Origin of the sequence: Pseudonocardia asaccharolytica DSM 44247 = NBRC 16224 (assembly GCF_000423625.1) — a bacterium.
GTDB classification, from domain to species: Bacteria; Actinomycetota; Actinomycetes; order Mycobacteriales; family Pseudonocardiaceae; genus Pseudonocardia; species Pseudonocardia asaccharolytica.
Genome location: NZ_AUII01000037.1, coordinates 1 through 18,715, shown reverse-complemented (window position 1 = coordinate 18,715; position 18,715 = coordinate 1). Strand labels below are relative to the sequence as shown.

Below are 18,715 nucleotides of genomic sequence, written 5' to 3'. Positions count from 1 at the left end.
TCAGCCCTGCCGGTACCGGTCGCCCGTGGGGCGCTCGGTCGCATACGAGTGGGTGGTGTAGCGGATCTGGCGGTCGCTGGTTTCCTGCCGCTCCAGCCGGAAGCCGGGCTCGTGCGCCGGACGCTGCACGATGAACGACAGGGCGGTGGTCTGCCGGCCCAGCCGGGCGTCGTAGGCGTTGAGCTTCACGTACTTGTCCGGGTGTGCGGTGCGGCAGGCGTTGACCTCCATCAGCACCCCGGCGGCGTCGGCCAGGTCGAACATCGGCAGCCCCCACATCTCCCAGTACGTGTTGCGCGGGTGCGGGTCGTCGGTGAACTCCACCGACAGCGGCCAGCCGTTGCCCAGTGCGTACTGGATCTGGGCGGTGATCTCCTCGTCGGTGAGGTCGGGCAGGTAGGAGAACGTCCCCTGGGTGATGCGCATCGTCGGCCTCCTCAGGCGGTCGTCGGCGTCGCGACGACGTCCGGGGTGTCGGTGGACTCGTAGTTGAACGTGATGTCGCCCCAGGTGGCGAGCGCCATGTCCAGCGGTCGGTTGCGCTGCGCGGCCTTCTTGAGGATGTCCTCGCCCTCCTTGAGGTAGTCGCGGCCCTCGTTGCGCGCCTTGATCATTGCCTCCAGCGCGACCCGGTTGGCCTCGGCGCCCGCGGCGATGCCCATCGGGTGGCCGATGGTCCCCCCGCCGAACTGCAGGACGACGTCCTCGCCGAGGTAGTGGATCAGCTGGTGCATCTGGCCGGCGTGGATACCGCCCGAGGCGACCGGCATGACGCCGGGCATCGAGACCCACTCCTGGTCGAAGTACAGGCCCTTGACCGGGTCGGCCGGGACGCTGTCGAGGCGCAGCGTGTCGTAGAAGCCCTGGACCGAGTTGGGGTCACCCTCGAGCTTGCCGACGACCGTCCCCGCGTGGATGTGGTCGACGCCGGCGAGACGCATCCACTTCGAGATCACCCGGAAGCTGATGCCGTGCGTCTTCTGCCGGGTGTAGGTGCCGTGTCCGGCGCGGTGCAGGTGCAGCAGGACGCTGTTGCGGCGGGCCCATTCGGCGATCGACTGGATCGCGGTGTAGCCGATCGTCAAGTCGATCATGATGACGACGCTGCCGAGCTCCTTGGCGAACTCCGCGCGCTCGTACATCTGCTCCATCGTGCCCGCGGTGATGTTCAGGTAGTGGCCCTTGACCTCGCCGGTCTCGGCCTGCGCCCGGTTGACGCCCTCCATGCAGAACAGGAACCGGTCACGCCAGCGCATGAACGGCTGGCTGTTGATGTTCTCGTCGTCCTTGGTGAAGTCCAGCCCACCGCGCAGCGCCTCGTAGACCACCCGGCCGTAGTTGCGCGCGGACAGCCCCAGCTTGGGCTTGGTGGTGGCGCCCAGCAGCGGGCGGCCGTACTTGTTGAGGTACTCCCGCTCCATGACGATGCCGTGCGGCGGGCCCTGGAACGTCTTCACGTACTGGGTCGGGATCCGCATGTCCTCCAGCCGCAGCGCCTTGAGCGGCTTGAACCCGAACACGTTGCCGATGATCGAGCTCGTGAGGTTGGCGATCGAGCCCTCCTCGAACAGGTCGAGCTCGTAGGCGATCCAGGCGATCCACTGTCCCGGCGTGCCCGGCACGGCTTCCACCTTGTAGCACTTGGCCTGGTAGTGGTCGTGCGCGGTGAGCCGGTCGGTCCAGACCACCGTCCAGGTGGCGGTGCTCGACTCCCCGGCCACGGCGGCACCGGCCTCCTCCGGGGGCACCCCGTCCTGCGGGGTGATCCGGAACGCGCACAGCAGATCGGTGTCCTTGGGCACGTAGTCCGGCTGCCAGTAACCCATCTCGGCGTAGGGCATGACCCCAGCGCTCCATCGGTCGCTCATGGTGCCATCCTGGCGAGCAATAATCAGGCTGTCCATCAAGAATTAAGCTCCAATAGTTAAGTAAACACTTAATTTTCGGGCTGGTCCCCATCACCGTCCTCCGCCCGGGGGAGGTGCGCGCGGGACCCCGCTCCTAGCGTCGCGGTCCGGGCAATCGGGAGGAAGATCGACGATGAGCACGTGCAGGAAGGTCGCGGCGCAGATGGTGGCGCCTGGCAAGGGCATCCTCGCCGCCGACGAGAGCATCGGGACGATGTCGTCGCGGCTGGAGAAAGCGGGCGTCGAGCCGACGGCGGAGAACCGGCGGGCCTACCGAGAGCTGCTGACCAGCACACCGAATCTGGCCGAGGGCGTCTCCGGGATCATTTTCTGCGACGAGACGCTGCACCAGCAGTTCGCCGACGGCCGGCCGTTCGCCGAGGCGGTTCGCGCGCTCGGCATCCTGCCCGGCATCAAGGTCGACACGGGCGCGAAGGCGTGTCCAGGGCTGCTCGGTGAGAAGATCACCGAGGGGCTGGACGGGCTCCCCGACCGGTTGGTCCACTACGCCGAGCTGGGGGCCGCGTTCGCCAAGTGGCGCGCCGTCATCGCCATCACCGACACGTTGCCCAGCGAGGCCGGCATCAGGGCCAACGCGCACGCGCTGGCCCGCTATGCCGCGGCCTGCCAGGAGGCCGGCATCGTGCCGATCGTCGAGCCCGAGGTGCTGATGGACGGCGGCCACTCGCTGAGCCGCTGTGCCGAGGTCACCGCAACGGTGCACGCCGCGGTCTTCGCCGAGCTCGCGGCGTTCTCGGTCGATCCCGCCGGGATCGTGCTCAAGCCCAACATGGTCATCGAGGGCGCCGGGCACTCCGAGCAGTCGAGCGCCGAGCAGGTCGCCGAGGCGACGGTGGAGGTGCTGCGCGCGCTGCCCGACGAGCTGGCCGGCGTCGCTTTCCTGTCCGGCGGGCAGTCGCCGCAGCGGGCGACCGCGAACCTCGCGTCGATGCAGGGTCTTCGCACGCCGTGGCCGCTGACCTTCTCGTTCGGTCGTGCGCTCGTCGACCCGGCGCTGGCCGCGTGGGCCGGCGACCCCGGCCGGGTGGCCGAGGGTCAGGCGGCGCTGGCCGAGCGGGTGGCCGCGAACGCCGCCGCGGTGCGCCGTCGCGCCGAACTCCAGCCCGCCTGACCGCCCGGCCGGCATCCGCGTTATGGAGCCATAACGCGGATGCCGGCCGGGCTCGAAGGGCGTTATGGCTCCATAACGTGCATGGTGGGCGGGTCCCGACGACGTTATGGCTCCATAACGCGGATTTGGGTCGCCGTGACGGGGACGGTGGCGGTGATCGTGGTCCCCGATCCGGGGCGGGAGATCACCTTCAGCCTTCCGCCGACCAGCTCGGCCCGCTCGGTCATGGACCGCATGCCGTAGCCGGTCGACCCCTCGCCGATGGTGCCGGCGTCGAAGCCCACGCCGTTGTCGGCGACCTCGAGGCGGGCTCGGCCGCGATGCACCCGGAAGCTCAGCCGCGCCGTGCTGGCCCCCGCGTGTTTGATGATGTTCTGCAGGCACTCCTGCGCGATCCGGTACAGCGCGATCTCCACATGCTCGGGCACCCGGTCGTCGGCGAGGTCGAGGTGCACATCGACCTGCGGAATCGACCGGGCGAGGCTGGCCAGCCCGCCCGCCAGGCCCAGATCGTCCAGGACCGGGGGGCGCAACCCGCCGATCGCGGCGCGCGCCTCGTCGAGGGTGAGATCGACGAGGCCCCGCGCGAGTTCGAGCTGCGCGGCGGCCTCGGCCGGATCGTCGCGCAGCAACTGCCCGACCGCGTCCAAGTGATACGACAGCGTCACCAGCCGCTGCGAGATCCCGTCGTGGATGTCCCCGGCGAGCCGGCGCCGCTCGGTCTCCTGGGCCGCGATCACCTGCTCGGTGAACCGCTCGTGCGCGCGTTCCCTGGCCGCGAGCTTGCGGTGGGTCCGGGCCTGGTGCAGCGCCCCGGCCACCAGGTTGCCGATGACGATGAGCAGCCGGATATCGCGATCGGTGAACTCGCGCCGGGCTACCGTGTGCACGTTGAGCACGCCGACGAGCCCGGGGAGGTCGGCCGCCATCGGCACCGAGGCCATCGAGGTGAACTCGGTGCCGCGCAACGCCGGGATGGGTAGGTAGCGCGGGTCGGTCTCCTTCCGCTCGACGATCACCGCGGGCTCGCGATGGCTGGCCACCCAGCCGGTCACCCCCGCCCCGAGCGGAAGCCGGATCCGCCCCACATGCTGATCGAACGGCGGGGTCGCGCCGGCCAGGGTGAGCGAACGTTCCGCATCATCGAGAACGTGCACGAAACACACGTCCGTCGCGGTCGCCTCGGTGATCAGCCGGGCGACGGCGGCGGCGAGCGGCTCGACCGCGGGACCGCTGGAGACGGCCTCGATGATGCCGAGCAGCAGGGCGTACTCCTGCTCCGGGTCGACCAGCCCGAGCATCGGATGCGCCTCGTGCCTGCTCAATGGAAGATCCCCTCGCGTAGTGCGGTCGCCACGGCGCCGGTGCGGTCGTTGACCCCGAGCTTGCGGTAGATCGACCGGACGTGGCTCTTCACGGTCTCGTCGCTGACCACGAGCCGGGTGGCGATCCCGCGGTTGGAAAGGCCGCTCACCATCAGCGAGAGGACCTCGCTCTCCCGGTGGGTGAGCCCGTGCCGGGCGCCGGGCCAGAACTCCTTGCTCTGCAGCCGCGCCGCGGTGTCCACCGCCCGCCCGGCCAGCGCTGTATCGATCACTGTCACCCCGGCGGCCGCGAGCTCCAGCTGGCGGACCAGCTCCTCCCCGCTGATCTTCTTGAGCAGATAGCCGGAGGCACCGGCGCGCAGTGCCTGGAACAGATACTGCTCGTCGTCGTAGACCGACAACAGCACGACCTTGCGATCCGGGTCGCGCTCCCGCAGCACCCGGCACAGATCAAGGCCGCTGGCCCCCTGCATGCGCACGTCGCACAGCACCAGGTCCGGATCCAGGCCGGCGACGATGCTCATCGCGTGATCGGCGCCTATCGCCTCGCCGACGACCCGCACGCGTCCGCGGAACGGCGCGAGCATCGCCTTCAGCCCGGCCACGACCATCTCATGGTCATCCACGAGCACCACCCGCAGCGGCATGGACCCCGGATTCGTCATGGCGCAGACACTAGGCCGCTCCGCATCGGGACCGCGCAGTTTCCCCCCGTGTTCCCCCCACAGCGGGGGGTCGGGGCGGCGAGACCGCACCTAACGTCGGAAGCCTTGACCCCACGAGGAGGTGCGATGCCTGTTCCCCCCCAGCCGACGATCGTCGCGTCGGTACTGCCCGCGGACTTCGCGGAGCTCGGAAGCCAGCTCCTGGAACTGGAGAAGGCGGGGGTGGACCGCGTCCAGTGGGATGTGATGGACGGTTGTTTCGTCCCGAACCTGACCTTCGGCCCTGATGTCATCGCCGCCACCCGCGGACTGGTCGATCTCGGTTTCGAAGCCCACCTGATGGTCGCCGACCCCGACCCGATGCTGCCCCGCTGGGTGGAGGCCGGCTGCGGGATCGTCATCGTGCACGCCGAGGCGTGCCCGCACCTGCACCGCACCCTGGGCCGGATCAAGGAGCTGGGGGCGCGCACCGGAGTGGCGCTCAACCCGGCCACCCCGCTGGCCGCGGTCGAGCATGTGCTCGACCTCGTCGACCTGCTGCTGGTCATGACGGTCAACCCCGGCTTCGGCGGGCAGCGCTATCTGGCCAGTATGGAGTCCAAGATCGCCGCCGCGCGGGGGCTGATCGACGGGCGCGGCCTCGACATCGAGCTCGAGGTGGACGGCGGGATCGCCCGCGACACCATCGGCGCCGCCGCACGCGCGGGCGCCACGGTGTTCTGCGCGGGCTCGGCCCTGTTCACCGGTCCGGGAACGATGGCCGATCGGGTGGCCACGCTCCGGGCGGGGGCGACCGTGGAGGTGACCGTATGAGCACGACCGGTTCGGCGCCGGCCTCCGGTGCCCTCAGCCCGCAGCTCGCCGACGTCGCAGGCCCGGCCAACGGGACCATCCAGCCCGCCGAGCTGGACGAACTGGCCGCCGCGACGCTGCGCTTCCTGGCGGCGGACGCCGTGCAGGCCGCGAACAGCGGCCACCCCGGGCTTCCGCTGGGCACGGCTACCGCGGCCTGGGTGCTGTGGTCGCGGCACCTGCGCCACGACCCGGCCAGGGCGGACTGGCCGGACCGGGACCGCTTCGTGCTGTCGGCGGGCCACGGCTCGATGCTGCTGTACGCGCTGCTGCACGTGTTCGGCTATGACCTCTCGCTGGACGAGCTGCGCCGGTTCCGGCAGCTGGGCTCGCGCACGCCCGGGCATCCCGAGGTGGGCCCCACCCCGGGGGTGGAGACCACCACCGGGCCACTGGGCCAGGGCCTGGCCAACGCGGTCGGCATGGCGCTGGCCGAACGGATGCTCGCCGCCCGCTGCAACACCGCCGAGCACCGCGTCGTCGACCACCGCACCTGGGTCCTGGCCGGGGACGGCGACCTCATGGAGGGCATCAGCCACGAGGCGGCCTCGCTGGCCGGCCGGCTGCGGCTGGGCAAGCTCGCGGTGATCTACGACGACAACAACGTGACCATCGACGGCCCCGCCGAGCGCAGCTGCGCGGACGACGCCGCGGCCCGCTTCGCCTCCTACGGATGGCGGACGCTGTGGGTCGACGACGGCAACGACGTCGCGGCGCTCGATCGGGCGTTTGCCGAGGTCCGGCGGATCGAGGACCGCCCGACCTTCATCACCGTCAAGACCACGATCGGCTACGGCGCCGTGGAGGTGCAGGGCACCCCGGCGGCGCACGGCGCGCCGCTCGGGTCGGCGACCCTCGCCGGGATGCGCCGTCGCTTCGGCTGGCCGGACACCCCGTTCCACGTCCCCACCGCCGTCCGGCTGGCCGGCACCGTCCGGGCCGGTGCGGGCGCCCAGGAGCGGGTGCGGTGGGAACGGACGCACGCCGAATGGTCGCAGGCCCATCCGGATCTCGCCGCGAACTTCCCGCTCGACCGCGTCCCCTCCGCGCCGGACCTCGGCGTGCTGAAGCCGCTCGCGGACGGCGCGACCGCGGGTGCCCGCACCGCGACCCGCAAGGCCTCGGGATCGGCGTTGCAGGCGCTGGCCCCGGTCTACCCGGCGCTGGTCGGCGGCTCGGCCGACCTCGCGGCGTCGACGAACACCGCGATCCCGGGTGGGGATGTCGGTCCCGGCGAGTATGCGGGCCGCACCATCCACTTCGGTATCCGGGAGCACGCGATGGCCGCGGCGATGAACGGGATCGCGCTGCACGGCGGGCTGCGCCCGTTCGGCAGCACGTTCCTCGTCTTCGCCGACTACCTGCGCCCCGCGCTGCGGCTGGCCGCGTTGATGGGGCAGCCGGTGATCCACGTGTTCACCCACGACTCGATCTATGTCGGCGAGGACGGACCCACCCACCAGCCGATCGAGCAGCTCGAGTCGCTGCGGATCATCCCGGGGCTGACCGTGCTGCGCCCCGCCGACGCGGCCGAGACCGCGCTCGCCTGGGAGTTCGCAGCGGCCAACCTGGACGGCCCGACCGCGCTCGTGCTCAGCCGCCAGGACCTGCCGGTTCTCGGGGGCTCGGGGCTCGACGACTGCCGCCGGTTCGGCGCCCGCACCGTCCGGGCCCCGTCCGGGGGCCCCGACGTCGTGCTCGCCGCCAGCGGGTCCGAGGTCTCGCTGTCCCTGGTCGCCGCCGAACTGTTGGCGGCCCGTGGCGTCGAGGCCCAGGTCGTCTCGGTGCTGTGCCGCGAACGTCTGGAGGGCGCGCTGCGTTCCGGAAGCTACCCGAGGCCGACGGCCCCGGTCGTCTGGATCGAGGCCGGGGTGCCCACCGGCTGGCGGGCACTCGCCGGACCTCGCGACACGGTCATCGGGGTGGACCGCTTCGGCGCCAGCGGGCCGGGGCATGAGGTCGCCGATCACCTGGGGCTGTCCGCATCGGTCGTCGCCCGAACCGCACTCGCCACGGTGGGGGCTACCTCCGCCGGGCCCGCGATCCCCGGGAGGACGCCCCGTGCCTGACAAGATGCTGCGGATCAGCCGCGCCGGCGACAAGCGTGAACAGGCGCGGCCGGTGATGCTCGCGATCGCCGGGGACAGCGCGGCGGGAAAGACCACGCTCACCGCCGGGTTGGTCGAGGCGCTCGGTCCGGAGCGGTGCGTGTCGCTGTGCACCGACGACTACCACCGCTACGACCGGGTCGAGCGCAAGAACCTGCCGTTCACCGCGCTGCACCCGGACTGCAACTACATCGACATCATGGAGCAGCATCTGCAGCTGCTCGCCACCGGTCACCCGATCCTCAAGCCGGTCTACGACCACTCCACGGGGCAGCTCGCCCGGCCCGAGCTGGTCGAGCCGGGCGAGTTCATCATCGTCGAGGGCCTGTTCCCGCTGCACAGCAAGCTGGCGCGGGCCTGCTTCGACGTGACGGTGTTCCTCGACCCGGTCGAGGAGATCCGACGCGGCTGGAAGATCCAGCGGGACACCCGCAAACGCGGCTACTCACCCGAGCAGGTGCTGGCCGAGCTGGAGCTGCGGGAGCCCGAATCCGCGGCGTTCATCCGGCCGCAGCGCCAGCAGGCCGATATCGTGGTTCGCTTCGCGCCGGTCGAGGGACGCGACGACCCGGCGGGCTCGTCGCTGTCGGCGCAGCTGCTGCTGCGGCCGACGATCCGGCATCCGGATCTGAGCGCCGCGCTGCAGCCGGGGTTGAGCCGGGCGATGCATCTCAAGCTCGAACGCGACACCGACGGCCGCCCGGTCGACGCGCTGCACATCCACGGCTATGTGCCGCGGGAGGAGAGTCTCGCCGTCGAGAAGGCGATCTGGGCCGAGATGGGGGAGCCGGGCGACAGCGCCCCGGACTGCCTCGGGCGGCTCGGTCCCGACGCCCGCAGCGAGCCGCTGGCGATCACGCAGTTGCTGCTGCTGCACCACCTGCTCGAGGCGGCCCGGTAACTCTCGATCGTCCGCCTGGGCCCGTTCCCCGAGGGGCTCCCCCGCGGGCCCAGGCGGTCATCCGTTCGGCTGCGATGCCGCGGCATTCGACGCGCGGTCCGACCGCAGGCCCGACAGCCAGTCGCACCATTCGTCGATTCCCTGACCGGTGCGCGCACTCATTTCGATCGTGCGGACGTTCGGATTCACTGCGCGCAGGTTCGCATAGAACAACGGCAGGTCGAAGTCGAGATGCGGAAGCAGGTCGACCTTGTTGACGAGCACGAGGTCGGCCGACCGGAACATGACCGGGTATTTCAGCGGCTTCTCCTCGCCCTCGGTCACCGAGAACACCATTGCTCGGGCATGCTCGCCGACTTCGAACTCGGCCGGGCACACCAGGTTTCCGACGTTCTCGATGATGACCATGTCCAGTTCGGCCAGCGGCAGCCGAGGCAGCGCGGAGCGAATCATCGGCGCATCCAGGTGGCATTCCCCGCCGAACCCGTTGGCCGTGTTGATCAGGGAGATGGTGGCGCCGAGGCCGGCGAGCCGGTCCGCGTCGATGCTGGTCTCGATATCGCCCTCGATGACACCGACCCGCAGGTGCCGCAGCCGCTGGAGGGTCTCGCGCAGCACGGAGGTCTTCCCCGCGCCCGGCGAGGACATCAGGTTGACAGCGGTGACCTGGGCATTGTCAAAGTCGGCCCGGTTGGCCGCGGCGGTGTGGTCGTTCTCGTCGAAGATCCGTTCCAGGATCTCGATGCGCTCGGTGCCGGTCTGGTAGCCGGTGTGGTCGCCGAGCTCGCCGTGCCCGTGACCGTTGCCGGCGTGCCCGTGGCCGTGGCCGTGCTCATTCCCGTGCTGATGCCCGTGCCCGTGGCCGGTGTCGTCATGCCGGTGGAATCGACCCATTTGCGGTCAAGCCTCCGAAAGCTCGAGTGAGGTGATGAGAAATTCCTCGCCGGCGACGATCTCCACGTTCGTTCCGGCGCAGCTCGCACACATCAGAATTGGATCGTCGAGCGTCTGGGTGTGATTGCAGTCAGTGCAGCGTATCGCAGCTGGAACGCTCTCGACCTGGAGCTGCGATCCGGCGAGCGGTGTTTCCTCGTTCACCAGCGACCAGCAGTACACCAGCGTGTCCGGGACGATCTGCCGCAGCTTCCCGACCCGCACGTGGACGGTCCGCACGTCCCGTCCGCCCGCATGCCGGTTGACGATGTCGACAATGGACTTGCAGATCGACAACTCGTGCATCCGGTCGTCTCCCTCCGCTTGAATGCGCAGACCGTACACACCTGAGCCACTACCGGCGAAGGGTCTCCGACGGTGACTCGCCCCAGCGTTTCCGGTACAGCGCCGCGAAGCTGCCGAGGTGGCTGAAACCCCAGCGCTCCGCGATATCGGTGACGGTCACCCCGTCCGACGGCTCGGCGTCGGTGAGATCCGCGCGGGCCCGTTCCAGCCTGCGGTCCCGAAGATAGACGGTCGGGGTCGTGCCCAACTCCTCCCGGAAGCCCTGTTGGACGGCGCGCACGCTCATGTGGACGTTCTTGGCGATATCGCTCATCGTGATCCGCTCGCCGAGATGCTCCTCGATATAGTCCAGCGCGGCGCGGACGACCCGGCGGCCCGGCTGCTCGGTCTCTCCGGTCAGCTGCGCCAGATGGTTGGACGGCTGGAGCAGCAGCAGGGAGCTCATGACCAGCTCCTCGAGCGCACCGATGCCCTGTCCACGTTGGACGAGCGAGCCCTCGTAGTACACCTCGGTGTGCAGCAGTTGGATCGCGCCGTGCCAGCGCATGGCGGCGTCGGCGGCCAGGTTCATCTCCGGTTCGAAGACGATCGGCCGGGACAGGCTGCCGCCCAGCATCCGGGTCAGGTGGCGTTCCAGGGCCGCCTGTTCGATCCGGATCACCAGCTGAGGTGAGTCGTGGTCGAAGCGCATCGTCAACGGCATCCCGGGGCTGGTGACGAGAGCGCGGATGGGGTTGGCCTCGAAGGTGCGCCCGTCCTGCATGCAGACGGCCCGCCCGTTCGTGGGCATGTGCACGGCGAAGTAGGAGCCCATCGATGGGATGTCGAGGGTTGCGGCAATGGCGAGGTCGACGTAGAGCATGCTGACGTCGCGCAGCCGCACTCCGTGCAGGCTGGCGGCGAACCGCTGCGCGTCGAGGTCCCCGCGGGTCAGGGTGGCGGGCGAGAGTGCTTTCCCGATCAGCTCGGCGGCTTCGCGGGGTTGCTCGGTGTAGAAGATCTCGTGCTTCTCCAGCGCGGGCGGGATGCCGCGGGAGCGGACCCTGCGCCGAACAGGGTTGCTGGTGCGCCGCACATCGATGAAACCGAGCCTGGTGAGACGCGACACCTCATCTCCCGCACCGGCAAGGGATGCCCGGCATCACTAGATCAGGTATCTCGATCACGAAACCTCCACAGTGAAGTCGTGCGCATAAACGCCAGCAAGTCTGCGCAATCATGACAGCGGGTGCGCGATGGCGATAGGCGGCTCGCGCACTTCCGCGTAGCCTGTGCGCCAGCTCACCCCTAGATGTCAATGACAATCCTGAGCGATGACAGGTAGGAGGCCCACGTGGCGCTGAACGGTCAGCTTGTCGCCCCCTCCCCGGCAGACGATCTGCTGGCCAGGATGGACGAGCCGCAGGTCGTGGCGGCGTTGAACACCCTGCTCGATCACGCTGATCTGCTGGCTCTGCTGGTCGTCGGCCTCGACGGAATGCTCAGTCGCAGCGAGGTGATCGGGGACTCGCTGGCCGAGGCGCTCGGCGAGCTGCGCGGGAACGTCCCTGGCGGTTCGTTGCCCCCGATCGACTACAAGGCTCTGGCGAGCAGCCTCGCGACGCTGTCCGGTTCGGTCGTCGGCGCCACCCCGGCGCTCAGCGCCCTGCTCTCCTCCAGCCTCACCGACCCGAAGGCCGTGCAGGTCATCTCCCAGCTGGCCGGCGCGCTCGTCGAGGGGCGCGAGCAGATCGACCGGGATCCCGCCGCGCCCAGCGGCGTGTTCGGGCTGCTGCGGGCGCTCAAGGACGAAGACGTCGCCCGCGGCCTCGGCTACCTGCTGCAGGTCGCCAAGGCCTTCGGCCGTCAGCTCGGTTCCTCCTGACAGCCGGCCCCGAACGGCTGTTGCGCGGCGTCGAAGCGCCGATTCCCACCACAGCTACCCCGTGTGGACACGGGAGCAATTGAGAGGAGTACCCATGGCGTCTGTGCTGTGGTTCCAAGGCGGAGCCTGCAGCGGCAACACCATGTCGTTCCTGAACGCGGAGGAACCCAACGTCGTCGACCTGATCGTGGACTTCGGTCTCGATCTGCTCTGGCACCCGTCGCTCGGCATGGAGCTGGGCACCCAGGCCCAGAAGGTCTTCTGGGACTGCGCCCGGGGTGACCGGCCGCTGGACATCTTCGTGTTCGAGGGCACGGTCATCGAGGGTCCGGACGGCACCGGGCGCTACGACATGTTCGCCGACCGCCCGATGAAGGACTGGGTCACCGACCTGGCCGCCCAGGCCCAGATCGTGGTCGCGATCGGCGACTGCGCCTCGTGGGGCGGTATTCCCGCGATGGAGCCGAACCCGTCGAGCTCGACGGGCCTGCAGTTCCACAAGCGGGAGAAGGGCGGCTTCCTCGGCCCGGACTTCCGCTCCAAGATGGGCCTTCCGGTGATCAACATCCCGGGTTGCCCGGCGCACCCCGACTGGATCACCCAGGTCATCGTCGCGCTGGCCACCGGGCGGGCCGGCGATATCGCGCTCGACGAGCTGCACCGCCCGGAGACGTTCTTCAAGACGTTCACCCAGACCGGCTGCACGCGGGTGCAGTTCTTCGAGTACAAGCAGTCCACCACCTCGTTCGGCGAGGGCACCCGGACCGGCTGCCTGTTCTACGAGTTCGGCTGCCGTGGGCCCATGACGCACTCCCCGTGCAACCGGATCCTGTGGAACCGGCAGTCGTCCAAGACCCGGGCAGGTCAGCCGTGCATGGGCTGCACCGAGCCGGAGTATCCGTTCTTCGACCTGGCTCCGGGAACGGTGTTCAAGACGCAGAAGGTCAGCGGGATGATCCCGAAGGAAGTCCCCGAGGGCAGCGACCATCTCACGTACATGGCGCACGCGGCCGCCGCCCGGATCGCCGCACCTCAGTGGTCCAAGGAAGACATGTTCGTGGTCTGAGTCCATTGTGCGCAGGGCCGGCTGCCACCGGCCCTGCGCACCGCACCCACCACTTGTCATCCGGTCATCCCGAAAGGACTCTTCATGACCGCAGTCGATCTCTTCGTGAGCCCGTTGGGTCGCGTGGAGGGTGACCTCGACGTTCGCGTGACCATCGAGGACGGAGTCGTCACCTCGGCCTGGACCGAGGCGGCGATGTTCCGTGGCTTCGAGATTATCCTCCAGGGCAAGGACCCGCAGGCGGGTCTCATCGTGTGCCCGCGTATCTGTGGTATCTGCGGCGGTAGCCACCTCTACAAGTCCGCATATGCGCTGGACGTCGCCTGGAAGACCCATATGCCGCCGAACGCGACCCTGGTGCGCAACATCTGCCAGGCGGCGGAGACCTTGCAGAGCATCCCGCGCTACTTCTATGCGCTGTTCGCCATCGACCTGACCAACAAGAACTACGCCGGGTTCCCCAACTATGACGAGGCCGTTCGGCGGTTCGCGCCGTACGTCGGGACGAGCTACCAGCCCGGCGTCGTGCTCTCGGCCAAGCCGGTCGAGATCTACGCCATCTTCGGCGGGCAGTGGCCGCACTCCAGCTTCATGGTCCCCGGCGGGGTGATGGGCGCCCCGACGCTGTCGGACGTCACCCGCTCGATCGCTATTCTCGAGCACTGGAAGGACAACTGGCTCGAGAAGCAGTGGCTCGGTTGCTCGGTCGACCGCTGGCTGGAGAACAAGACCTGGGAAGACGTGCTGGCCTGGGTGAACGAGAACGAGTCGCAGTACAACAGCGACTGCGGTTTCTTCATCCGCTACTGCATGGAGGTCGGGCTCGACAAGTACGGCGGCGGCGTCGGAAACTACCTCGCGACCGGGACCTACTTCGAGCCGTCGCTGTACGAGAACCCCACGATCGACGGCCGCAACGCCGCGCTGATCGGCCGGGCCGGCATCTACGCGGACGGCAAGTGGTTCGACTTCGACCAGTCTCGGGTCCGCGAGGACGTCACGCACTCGTTCTACGAGGGCACCGGCGCGCTGCACCCGTTCGACGGTGAGACCCGGCCGATCGACCCCGAGGTCGGCCGCAAGCAGGGCAAGTACAGCTGGGCCAAGTCCCCGCGCTACGACGTTCCGGGACTGGGCCACGTCCCGCTGGAGGCCGGCCCGCTGGCCCGGCGGATGGCGGCGGGCGGCCCGAACGCGGCCTCGCACCAGGACAACGACCCGTTGTTCGTCGACATCGTCAACAAGATCGGGCCGTCGGTCATGGTGCGTCAGCTGGCCCGGATGCACGAGGCACCGAAGTACTACAAGTGGGTCCGCAGCTGGCTCGACCAGATCGACCTGCACGAGAGTTTCTACACCAAGCCGATCGAGCACGCCGAGGGCCGCGGCTTCGGTGCGACCGAGGCAGCCCGCGGTGCACTGGCCGACTGGATCGTGATCGAGGACAACAAGATCAAGAACTACCAGGTCATCACCCCGACGGCCTGGAACATCGGCCCGCGGGACGGCGCCGCGGCGGTCGGGCCGATCGAGAAGGCCCTGATCGGGTCGCCGATCGCCGACCAGGAGGACCCGGTCGAGCTCGGGCACGTGGCGCGCAGCTTCGACTCCTGCCTGGTCTGCACGGTGCACGCCTACGACGGCAAGACCGGTCGCGAGCTCAGCAAGTTCGTGATCAACGGGATGGTTTGAGCCGGCCGGTTCGGCGAGAGGATGTGGCGTGACGCAGACGCACAAGGAGCAGGTCGACGACCTCGGCCCACCCGGTTGTGAGGTGTTGATCGTCGGCTGCGGCAATCTGCTCCGCGGGGACGACGGCGTCGGCCCCATCCTGATCCGGCATCTCTGGGAGCGCGGTATCCCCGATGACGCCCGCATCGTGGACGGCGGCACTGCCGGTATGGATGTCGCCTTCCAGATGCGCGGTGCGAAGCGGGTGGTCGTCATTGACGCCAGCGCCACCGGCGCCGCGCCGGGCACGATCTATCGAGTGCCCGGCGCGGAGCTGGCCGACCTCCCGCCACTGCAGGGCCTGCATACGCACTCGTTCCGCTGGGACCACGCGCTGGCGTTCGCCCGGTGGGCGCTGGGCGAGGACTGCCCGGACGACGTCACGGTCTTCCTGATCGAGGCGGGCGGGGTCGAGCCGGGCGCCGAGCTGACCCAACCGGTGCACGAGGCGATGGAGAAGGTCATCACGCTGATCGAGAAGGAGTTCCTCGCCGCGCTGCGCCCCACCGACGACCCGGGCGGACTGCAGGTCGAGTTCACCGAGGACGGTTACCTGCGGATGGGGGCCCGGCTCGCCGGGAGCCGCTTCCCCTCCGGCGCGGTGGTCGCCATGATCCGCGACGATCAGCTGTGGATGCTTCCGCTGCGCGGCCCGCAGAGCGGCGGGCTGCTGCTCAAGCAGCGCAACCCGACGGGCGATCGGGCGGTGCTGGTCCGCGAGGCCCTCGGCGACCGCGTTCCCGTCGGCGCCTACGCCGCGTACTGGGACGAGAGCCAGGGCGTGCTGCGGGTCCCGCTGGAACCGCGGACGTGATCGCCATGGCCGAGGGACACACCGAACCCGCCCTGGGTGTGGAGACCGTCGTTGTGACCGACAGCGGCCAGTGGGCGGTGGAGCTCGTGGTCCTGTACCGCGACGGGGTCGTCCGGCGCCGAATCGACACCTACCCGACCAAGGCCCGCGCCGAGATCGCCGCCAGGATGATCAAGCGAGGGGCCGAACGTGAAACCCGAGGACCCGTGAATGGCTGACACCACCACCGCCCCACGGGAGGACCTGCCCGCCCGGCCGCAGCCGCTCGGTGCTCTTCCGCTCCCCACGGGCTTTCTCCTCGTCCCGGCAGGTCCGGACACCGAGGAAGCCCGAATCGAGCTGCTGGCCGGGCGGGCTCCGCACGTCTGGCCGGATCGGCTGCGCGGCCACGAGCTGGCGCTGCGCGGCGACCTCGACGGAGCCCTCGCGGCGCTGTCGGGAACGGATCCGGTCAGCCGGTTCAACCGCTTCGTGATCGACCCCGACGGCGAGGACGTCGAGCCGCTGCGCGCCGAGCTCGGCGAGTTCGGCGTGCTGGTCGATCTGGTGCTGTTCACCACCGGACGCTCCGAGCTGCCCCCGGAGCCCGGAGCGTCGGATGGGGAGCTCGCCGCGCTCGTGCTGTCCGCGCAGGCGACGCACGCGCTCGGCCGCGGTGAGCACGCCGCGGCCGTGGAGTCGCTGGACCGGGCCGCCGAGCTCGTCGCCGAGATCGCGCCGCCGCTCGCCGGGGTGCTGCTCGGTGCGGCGGCCGCGGCCGCCCAGGAGGTGGACGGGGTCGGCCCGGCGGTGGTCGACCGGCTCGAACGCGCGGTGCGTGTCCTCGGCGCGGCGGAATCGCTGCGGGTGGGCAGGGCCGAGTTGCACGTGGCGCTCGCGCTGGCCCTGCACGAGCTCGCCGGCGACCGGCCCGACCAGCTGAACCGGGCGATTCCGCACTACCACTCGGCCCTGCAGCTCGTGCGCTGCGAGGACGCCCCGCAGGTGTGGGCGGCCGCGCATGCCAACCTCGCCTCGGCCTACCTCACGATGCCCATGACGGAGGTCTCCGACCAGCTGCGCATGGGGGTGGCGGTGCAGTCGCTGCGGGCCGCGCTGACGGTCTACACCCGCGACGCGCATCCGGAACAATGGGCCAGCACCCAGCTCAACCTGGCCAACTCGCTCGTCTACACGCCCTCGCGGCACCAGGGGGACAACCTCGTGGAGGCCGTCGAGCTCTACGAGTCCCTGCTGGAGGTCCGCTCGCGCGACGTCGACCCGGTCGGCCGGGCCCGGGTGCTCGCCAACCAGGGCAACGTGCTGGCCCACCTCGGCATGTTCGACCAGGCCAAGGCGAAGCTCTACGAGGCGCGGTTCATCTTCGAGGAGTTCTCCGACGGGGCGTCGGTGCGCGCGGTCCGCGGCGTGCTCGACGAGATCGCCCGCCAGAGCCAGCTGCTGCGGAGCCAGGGGTAGTGGATGCAGCCCTACCAGCGCCACCAGTTCGACGTTCTGATGCAGATCGCCGCCGACCGGTTCGCCGACCGGATCGTGCAGCGCTGCCACGGTCGGGCTGCGGCGCTGAACCGGCTGCGTAGCAGCCCGCAGGGTGAGGGGATCTGGCTCGACGAGTACGTCAACACGCTGTTCACCGAGTTCTTCCTCGACGACGTCGCGGGCTCGACGTTTGTGTTGCAGGCGCTGCAGAAACGGCTGGTGACGACCGAGGAGACGGTTGCGGACGTGCTGCGGAGGCTCGCCAAGGCCGCGTTCGCGGAGTTGTTGACGGCCAGGGTCGTCGAGACGCTCGCCCGCTCCGAGCGCCAAGGATGAGGAGAGATCGATGACGATTGCCCAGGCCACCGCCGACCAGGCGGCCCAGGCCGTCGAGGAGACCGAACCGTCCTTCGAGGACCTGGCTCGCCGGGTGGACGATGCGGTCCGGGCGGTCGCCGCGCTGGAGGACCCGGCGCGGCGAGTCGCGGACGAGCTCAAGGTGGCGGTCGAGGGCATCCACCGGGCGGGGCTGGTGTCGATCGTGCGCCGGATGCGTGCCCACCCCGCCGCCCGCGAGCTGCTGTTCGAGCTCGTCGATGACCCGGTGGTACGCCTGCTGTTCTCGCTGCACGGGATCATCCGCCCGGACCCGATGACCGAGGCCAACCGGGTCCTGGTCGAGGTCCGCCCGCAGCTGCAGTCCCACGGCGGCGATGTGCAGCTGGTACGGATCGAGGACGGGGTCGCCTACGTCCGGCTGGAGGGCGCCTGCAACGGCTGTTCGATGTCGTCGGTGACGCTGCGCAATCTGGTCGAACAGGCACTGGTGGCCGGCGTCGCGTCGATCACGTCGGTCCAGGTGCTGCCGACCGAGCCGTCACCGACGCTCATTCCGTTGGAGGCGCTGCGGATCGGGAGCGACCCGGCGGCCGAGGGCTGGGTCAAGGCCATGCCGTCCGCCGACGTGCCGGTGGGCGGGTTGAGCGCGGCGGCGCTGACGGCGGCCGGCGGGGAGCAGGCCGAGGTGATCGTCGTCAATGTCCACAACCGGTTGAGCGCGTATGTCAACGAGTGCGCGCACGAGGGGCTGCCGCTGGACAACGCGATGATCGACATCGCGAACGGGACGCTGACCTGTCCGTGGCACGGGTTCTGCTACGACGCGACGTCCGGGGAGTGCCTGAGCGCGCCCGGCGCCCAGCTCGAGCAGCTCCCGCTGCGTCTTGACGACGGGCATGTCTGGGTGAGGATCGGCAGTTGACGTCCTCCCCTGCCTGACGGCGGGGGATTCCAGCTTCTACGCAACCGGGAGGGTACGCAGTGCTGAGGTTCGCGGTTCACCGCGGCGGGCCACCCCGCCGCTCCCCGCGCGGCCCGTCCGGCCGCGATGTTCCGGGCCGCGTTCGGGTCGGCGTTGCTCGTGTGCCCGCAGGCCACGCAGGCGAGGAGCGCTTGGCTCTGGCGACTCTCCGCGGCGGTGTGCCCGCAGACCGAACAGCGCCGGCTGGTGAACGCGGGATCGATCTTCTCCACTCTCCCGAGGGTCTTGTGCCCGAGCCGGGTGGCGAACAGCCCCCACCCGGAGGCGAGGATCGCGCGGTTCAACCCCGCCTTGGCCCGCACGTTGCGGCC

At 69.9% G+C, this 18,715-nt stretch carries 20 protein-coding genes; 12 read left to right on the top strand and 8 right to left on the bottom strand.

Features of this window, described 5'->3' with window-relative positions:
* Together G567_RS0122640 and G567_RS0122635 are read right to left on the bottom strand one after the other, a co-directional pair.
* Positions 1 to 426 carry a ribulose bisphosphate carboxylase small subunit gene (locus G567_RS0122640; RefSeq protein WP_028931763.1) on the bottom strand — a complete coding sequence of 142 codons (426 nt, stop codon included), beginning with the start codon at positions 424 to 426 and terminating at the stop codon, positions 1 to 3.
* 11 nt (positions 427 to 437) lie between these two features.
* On the bottom strand, positions 438 to 1,868 hold the full coding sequence (locus G567_RS0122635) for a form I ribulose bisphosphate carboxylase large subunit (protein WP_028931762.1): 1,431 nt from the start codon (positions 1,866 to 1,868) through the stop codon (positions 438 to 440).
* A gap of 172 nt (positions 1,869 to 2,040) precedes the next feature.
* Between G567_RS0122635 and G567_RS0122630 the strand changes: the two genes are divergently transcribed.
* Complete coding sequence (locus G567_RS0122630; RefSeq protein ID WP_028931761.1) at positions 2,041 to 3,039, top strand: class I fructose-bisphosphate aldolase; 999 nt, start codon at positions 2,041 to 2,043, stop codon at positions 3,037 to 3,039.
* A gap of 104 nt (positions 3,040 to 3,143) precedes the next feature.
* Here the strand turns inward: G567_RS0122630 and G567_RS0122625 are convergent, their stop codons facing one another.
* Both G567_RS0122625 and G567_RS0122620 read right to left on the bottom strand, forming a co-directional pair.
* On the bottom strand, positions 3,144 to 4,364 hold the full coding sequence (locus tag G567_RS0122625; RefSeq protein ID WP_245585756.1) for a GAF domain-containing sensor histidine kinase: 1,221 nt from the start codon (positions 4,362 to 4,364) through the stop codon (positions 3,144 to 3,146).
* Positions 4,361 to 5,029, bottom strand: coding sequence for a response regulator (locus G567_RS0122620; protein WP_028931759.1), 669 nt, complete (start codon positions 5,027 to 5,029; stop codon positions 4,361 to 4,363). Before G567_RS0122620 ends, G567_RS0122625 begins: the two co-directional genes overlap by 4 nt.
* A gap of 126 nt (positions 5,030 to 5,155) precedes the next feature.
* On the opposite strand from G567_RS0122620, the gene rpe reads away from it, so the two are divergent.
* From rpe to G567_RS0122605, 3 genes are read left to right on the top strand one after another with little or no spacing between them, the layout of a single operon-like run.
* Entirely contained in the window at positions 5,156 to 5,842 is a 687-nt protein-coding gene (gene rpe, locus G567_RS0122615; protein ID WP_028931758.1) for a ribulose-phosphate 3-epimerase, read from the top strand.
* A complete protein-coding gene (gene tkt, locus G567_RS30680) occupies positions 5,839 to 7,950 on the top strand; it encodes a transketolase (protein WP_084796363.1) in 2,112 nt (703 codons plus the stop codon). The genes rpe and tkt overlap by 4 nt, the downstream gene beginning before the upstream one ends.
* Positions 7,943 to 8,890 carry a phosphoribulokinase gene (locus G567_RS0122605; protein WP_028931757.1) on the top strand — a complete coding sequence of 316 codons (948 nt, stop codon included), beginning with the start codon at positions 7,943 to 7,945 and terminating at the stop codon, positions 8,888 to 8,890. Before tkt ends, G567_RS0122605 begins: the two co-directional genes overlap by 8 nt.
* Before the next feature lie 57 nt (positions 8,891 to 8,947).
* Here G567_RS0122605 and hypB read toward each other — a convergent pair whose 3' ends face one another.
* The 3 genes from hypB to G567_RS0122590 are packed head-to-tail and all read right to left on the bottom strand — an operon-like array spanning position 8,948 to position 11,237.
* Positions 8,948 to 9,784 carry a hydrogenase nickel incorporation protein HypB gene (gene hypB / locus G567_RS30675; protein ID WP_051233432.1) on the bottom strand — a complete coding sequence of 279 codons (837 nt, stop codon included), beginning with the start codon at positions 9,782 to 9,784 and terminating at the stop codon, positions 8,948 to 8,950.
* Between the two features lie 6 nt (positions 9,785 to 9,790).
* On the bottom strand, positions 9,791 to 10,129 hold the full coding sequence (locus G567_RS0122595; RefSeq protein ID WP_028931756.1) for a hydrogenase maturation nickel metallochaperone HypA: 339 nt from the start codon (positions 10,127 to 10,129) through the stop codon (positions 9,791 to 9,793).
* A gap of 49 nt (positions 10,130 to 10,178) precedes the next feature.
* Positions 10,179 to 11,237 (bottom strand): AraC family transcriptional regulator, encoded by a 1,059-nt coding sequence (locus G567_RS0122590; protein WP_028931755.1) that lies wholly within the window; start codon positions 11,235 to 11,237, stop codon positions 10,179 to 10,181.
* 225 nt (positions 11,238 to 11,462) lie between these two features.
* On the opposite strand from G567_RS0122590, the gene G567_RS0122585 reads away from it, so the two are divergent.
* The 8 genes from G567_RS0122585 (at position 11,463) to G567_RS0122550 (ending at position 18,344) form a co-directional block, all read left to right on the top strand.
* Positions 11,463 to 11,993 carry a DUF1641 domain-containing protein gene (locus G567_RS0122585; RefSeq protein WP_028931754.1) on the top strand — a complete coding sequence of 177 codons (531 nt, stop codon included), beginning with the start codon at positions 11,463 to 11,465 and terminating at the stop codon, positions 11,991 to 11,993.
* Between the two features lie 94 nt (positions 11,994 to 12,087).
* Entirely contained in the window at positions 12,088 to 13,059 is a 972-nt protein-coding gene (locus tag G567_RS0122580; protein ID WP_028931753.1) for an NADH-quinone oxidoreductase subunit B family protein, read from the top strand.
* A gap of 84 nt (positions 13,060 to 13,143) precedes the next feature.
* Entirely contained in the window at positions 13,144 to 14,751 is a 1,608-nt protein-coding gene (locus tag G567_RS0122575) for a nickel-dependent hydrogenase large subunit (RefSeq protein ID WP_028931752.1), read from the top strand.
* Positions 14,752 to 14,779: 28 nt separating this feature from the next.
* On the top strand, positions 14,780 to 15,604 hold the full coding sequence (locus G567_RS0122570; RefSeq protein WP_028931751.1) for a hydrogenase maturation protease: 825 nt from the start codon (positions 14,780 to 14,782) through the stop codon (positions 15,602 to 15,604).
* A gap of 5 nt (positions 15,605 to 15,609) precedes the next feature.
* Positions 15,610 to 15,822, top strand: coding sequence for a hypothetical protein (locus tag G567_RS0122565; protein ID WP_037057899.1), 213 nt, complete (start codon positions 15,610 to 15,612; stop codon positions 15,820 to 15,822).
* On the top strand, positions 15,815 to 17,062 hold the full coding sequence (locus tag G567_RS0122560; RefSeq protein ID WP_028931749.1) for a tetratricopeptide repeat protein: 1,248 nt from the start codon (positions 15,815 to 15,817) through the stop codon (positions 17,060 to 17,062). The genes G567_RS0122565 and G567_RS0122560 overlap by 8 nt, the downstream gene beginning before the upstream one ends.
* Before the next feature lie 3 nt (positions 17,063 to 17,065).
* Positions 17,066 to 17,419, top strand: a complete 354-nt coding sequence (locus G567_RS0122555) for a hypothetical protein (protein WP_028931748.1) — start codon at positions 17,066 to 17,068, stop codon at positions 17,417 to 17,419.
* Positions 17,420 to 17,429: 10 nt separating this feature from the next.
* A complete protein-coding gene (locus tag G567_RS0122550; protein WP_028931747.1) occupies positions 17,430 to 18,344 on the top strand; it encodes a NifU family protein in 915 nt (304 codons plus the stop codon).
* Here G567_RS0122550 and G567_RS37285 read toward each other — a convergent pair.
* A complete protein-coding gene (locus G567_RS37285; RefSeq protein WP_425414267.1) occupies positions 18,239 to 18,706 on the bottom strand; it encodes a zinc ribbon domain-containing protein in 468 nt (155 codons plus the stop codon). The genes G567_RS0122550 and G567_RS37285 overlap by 106 nt on opposite strands.
* Between the last annotated feature and the right edge of the window lie 9 nt (positions 18,707 to 18,715).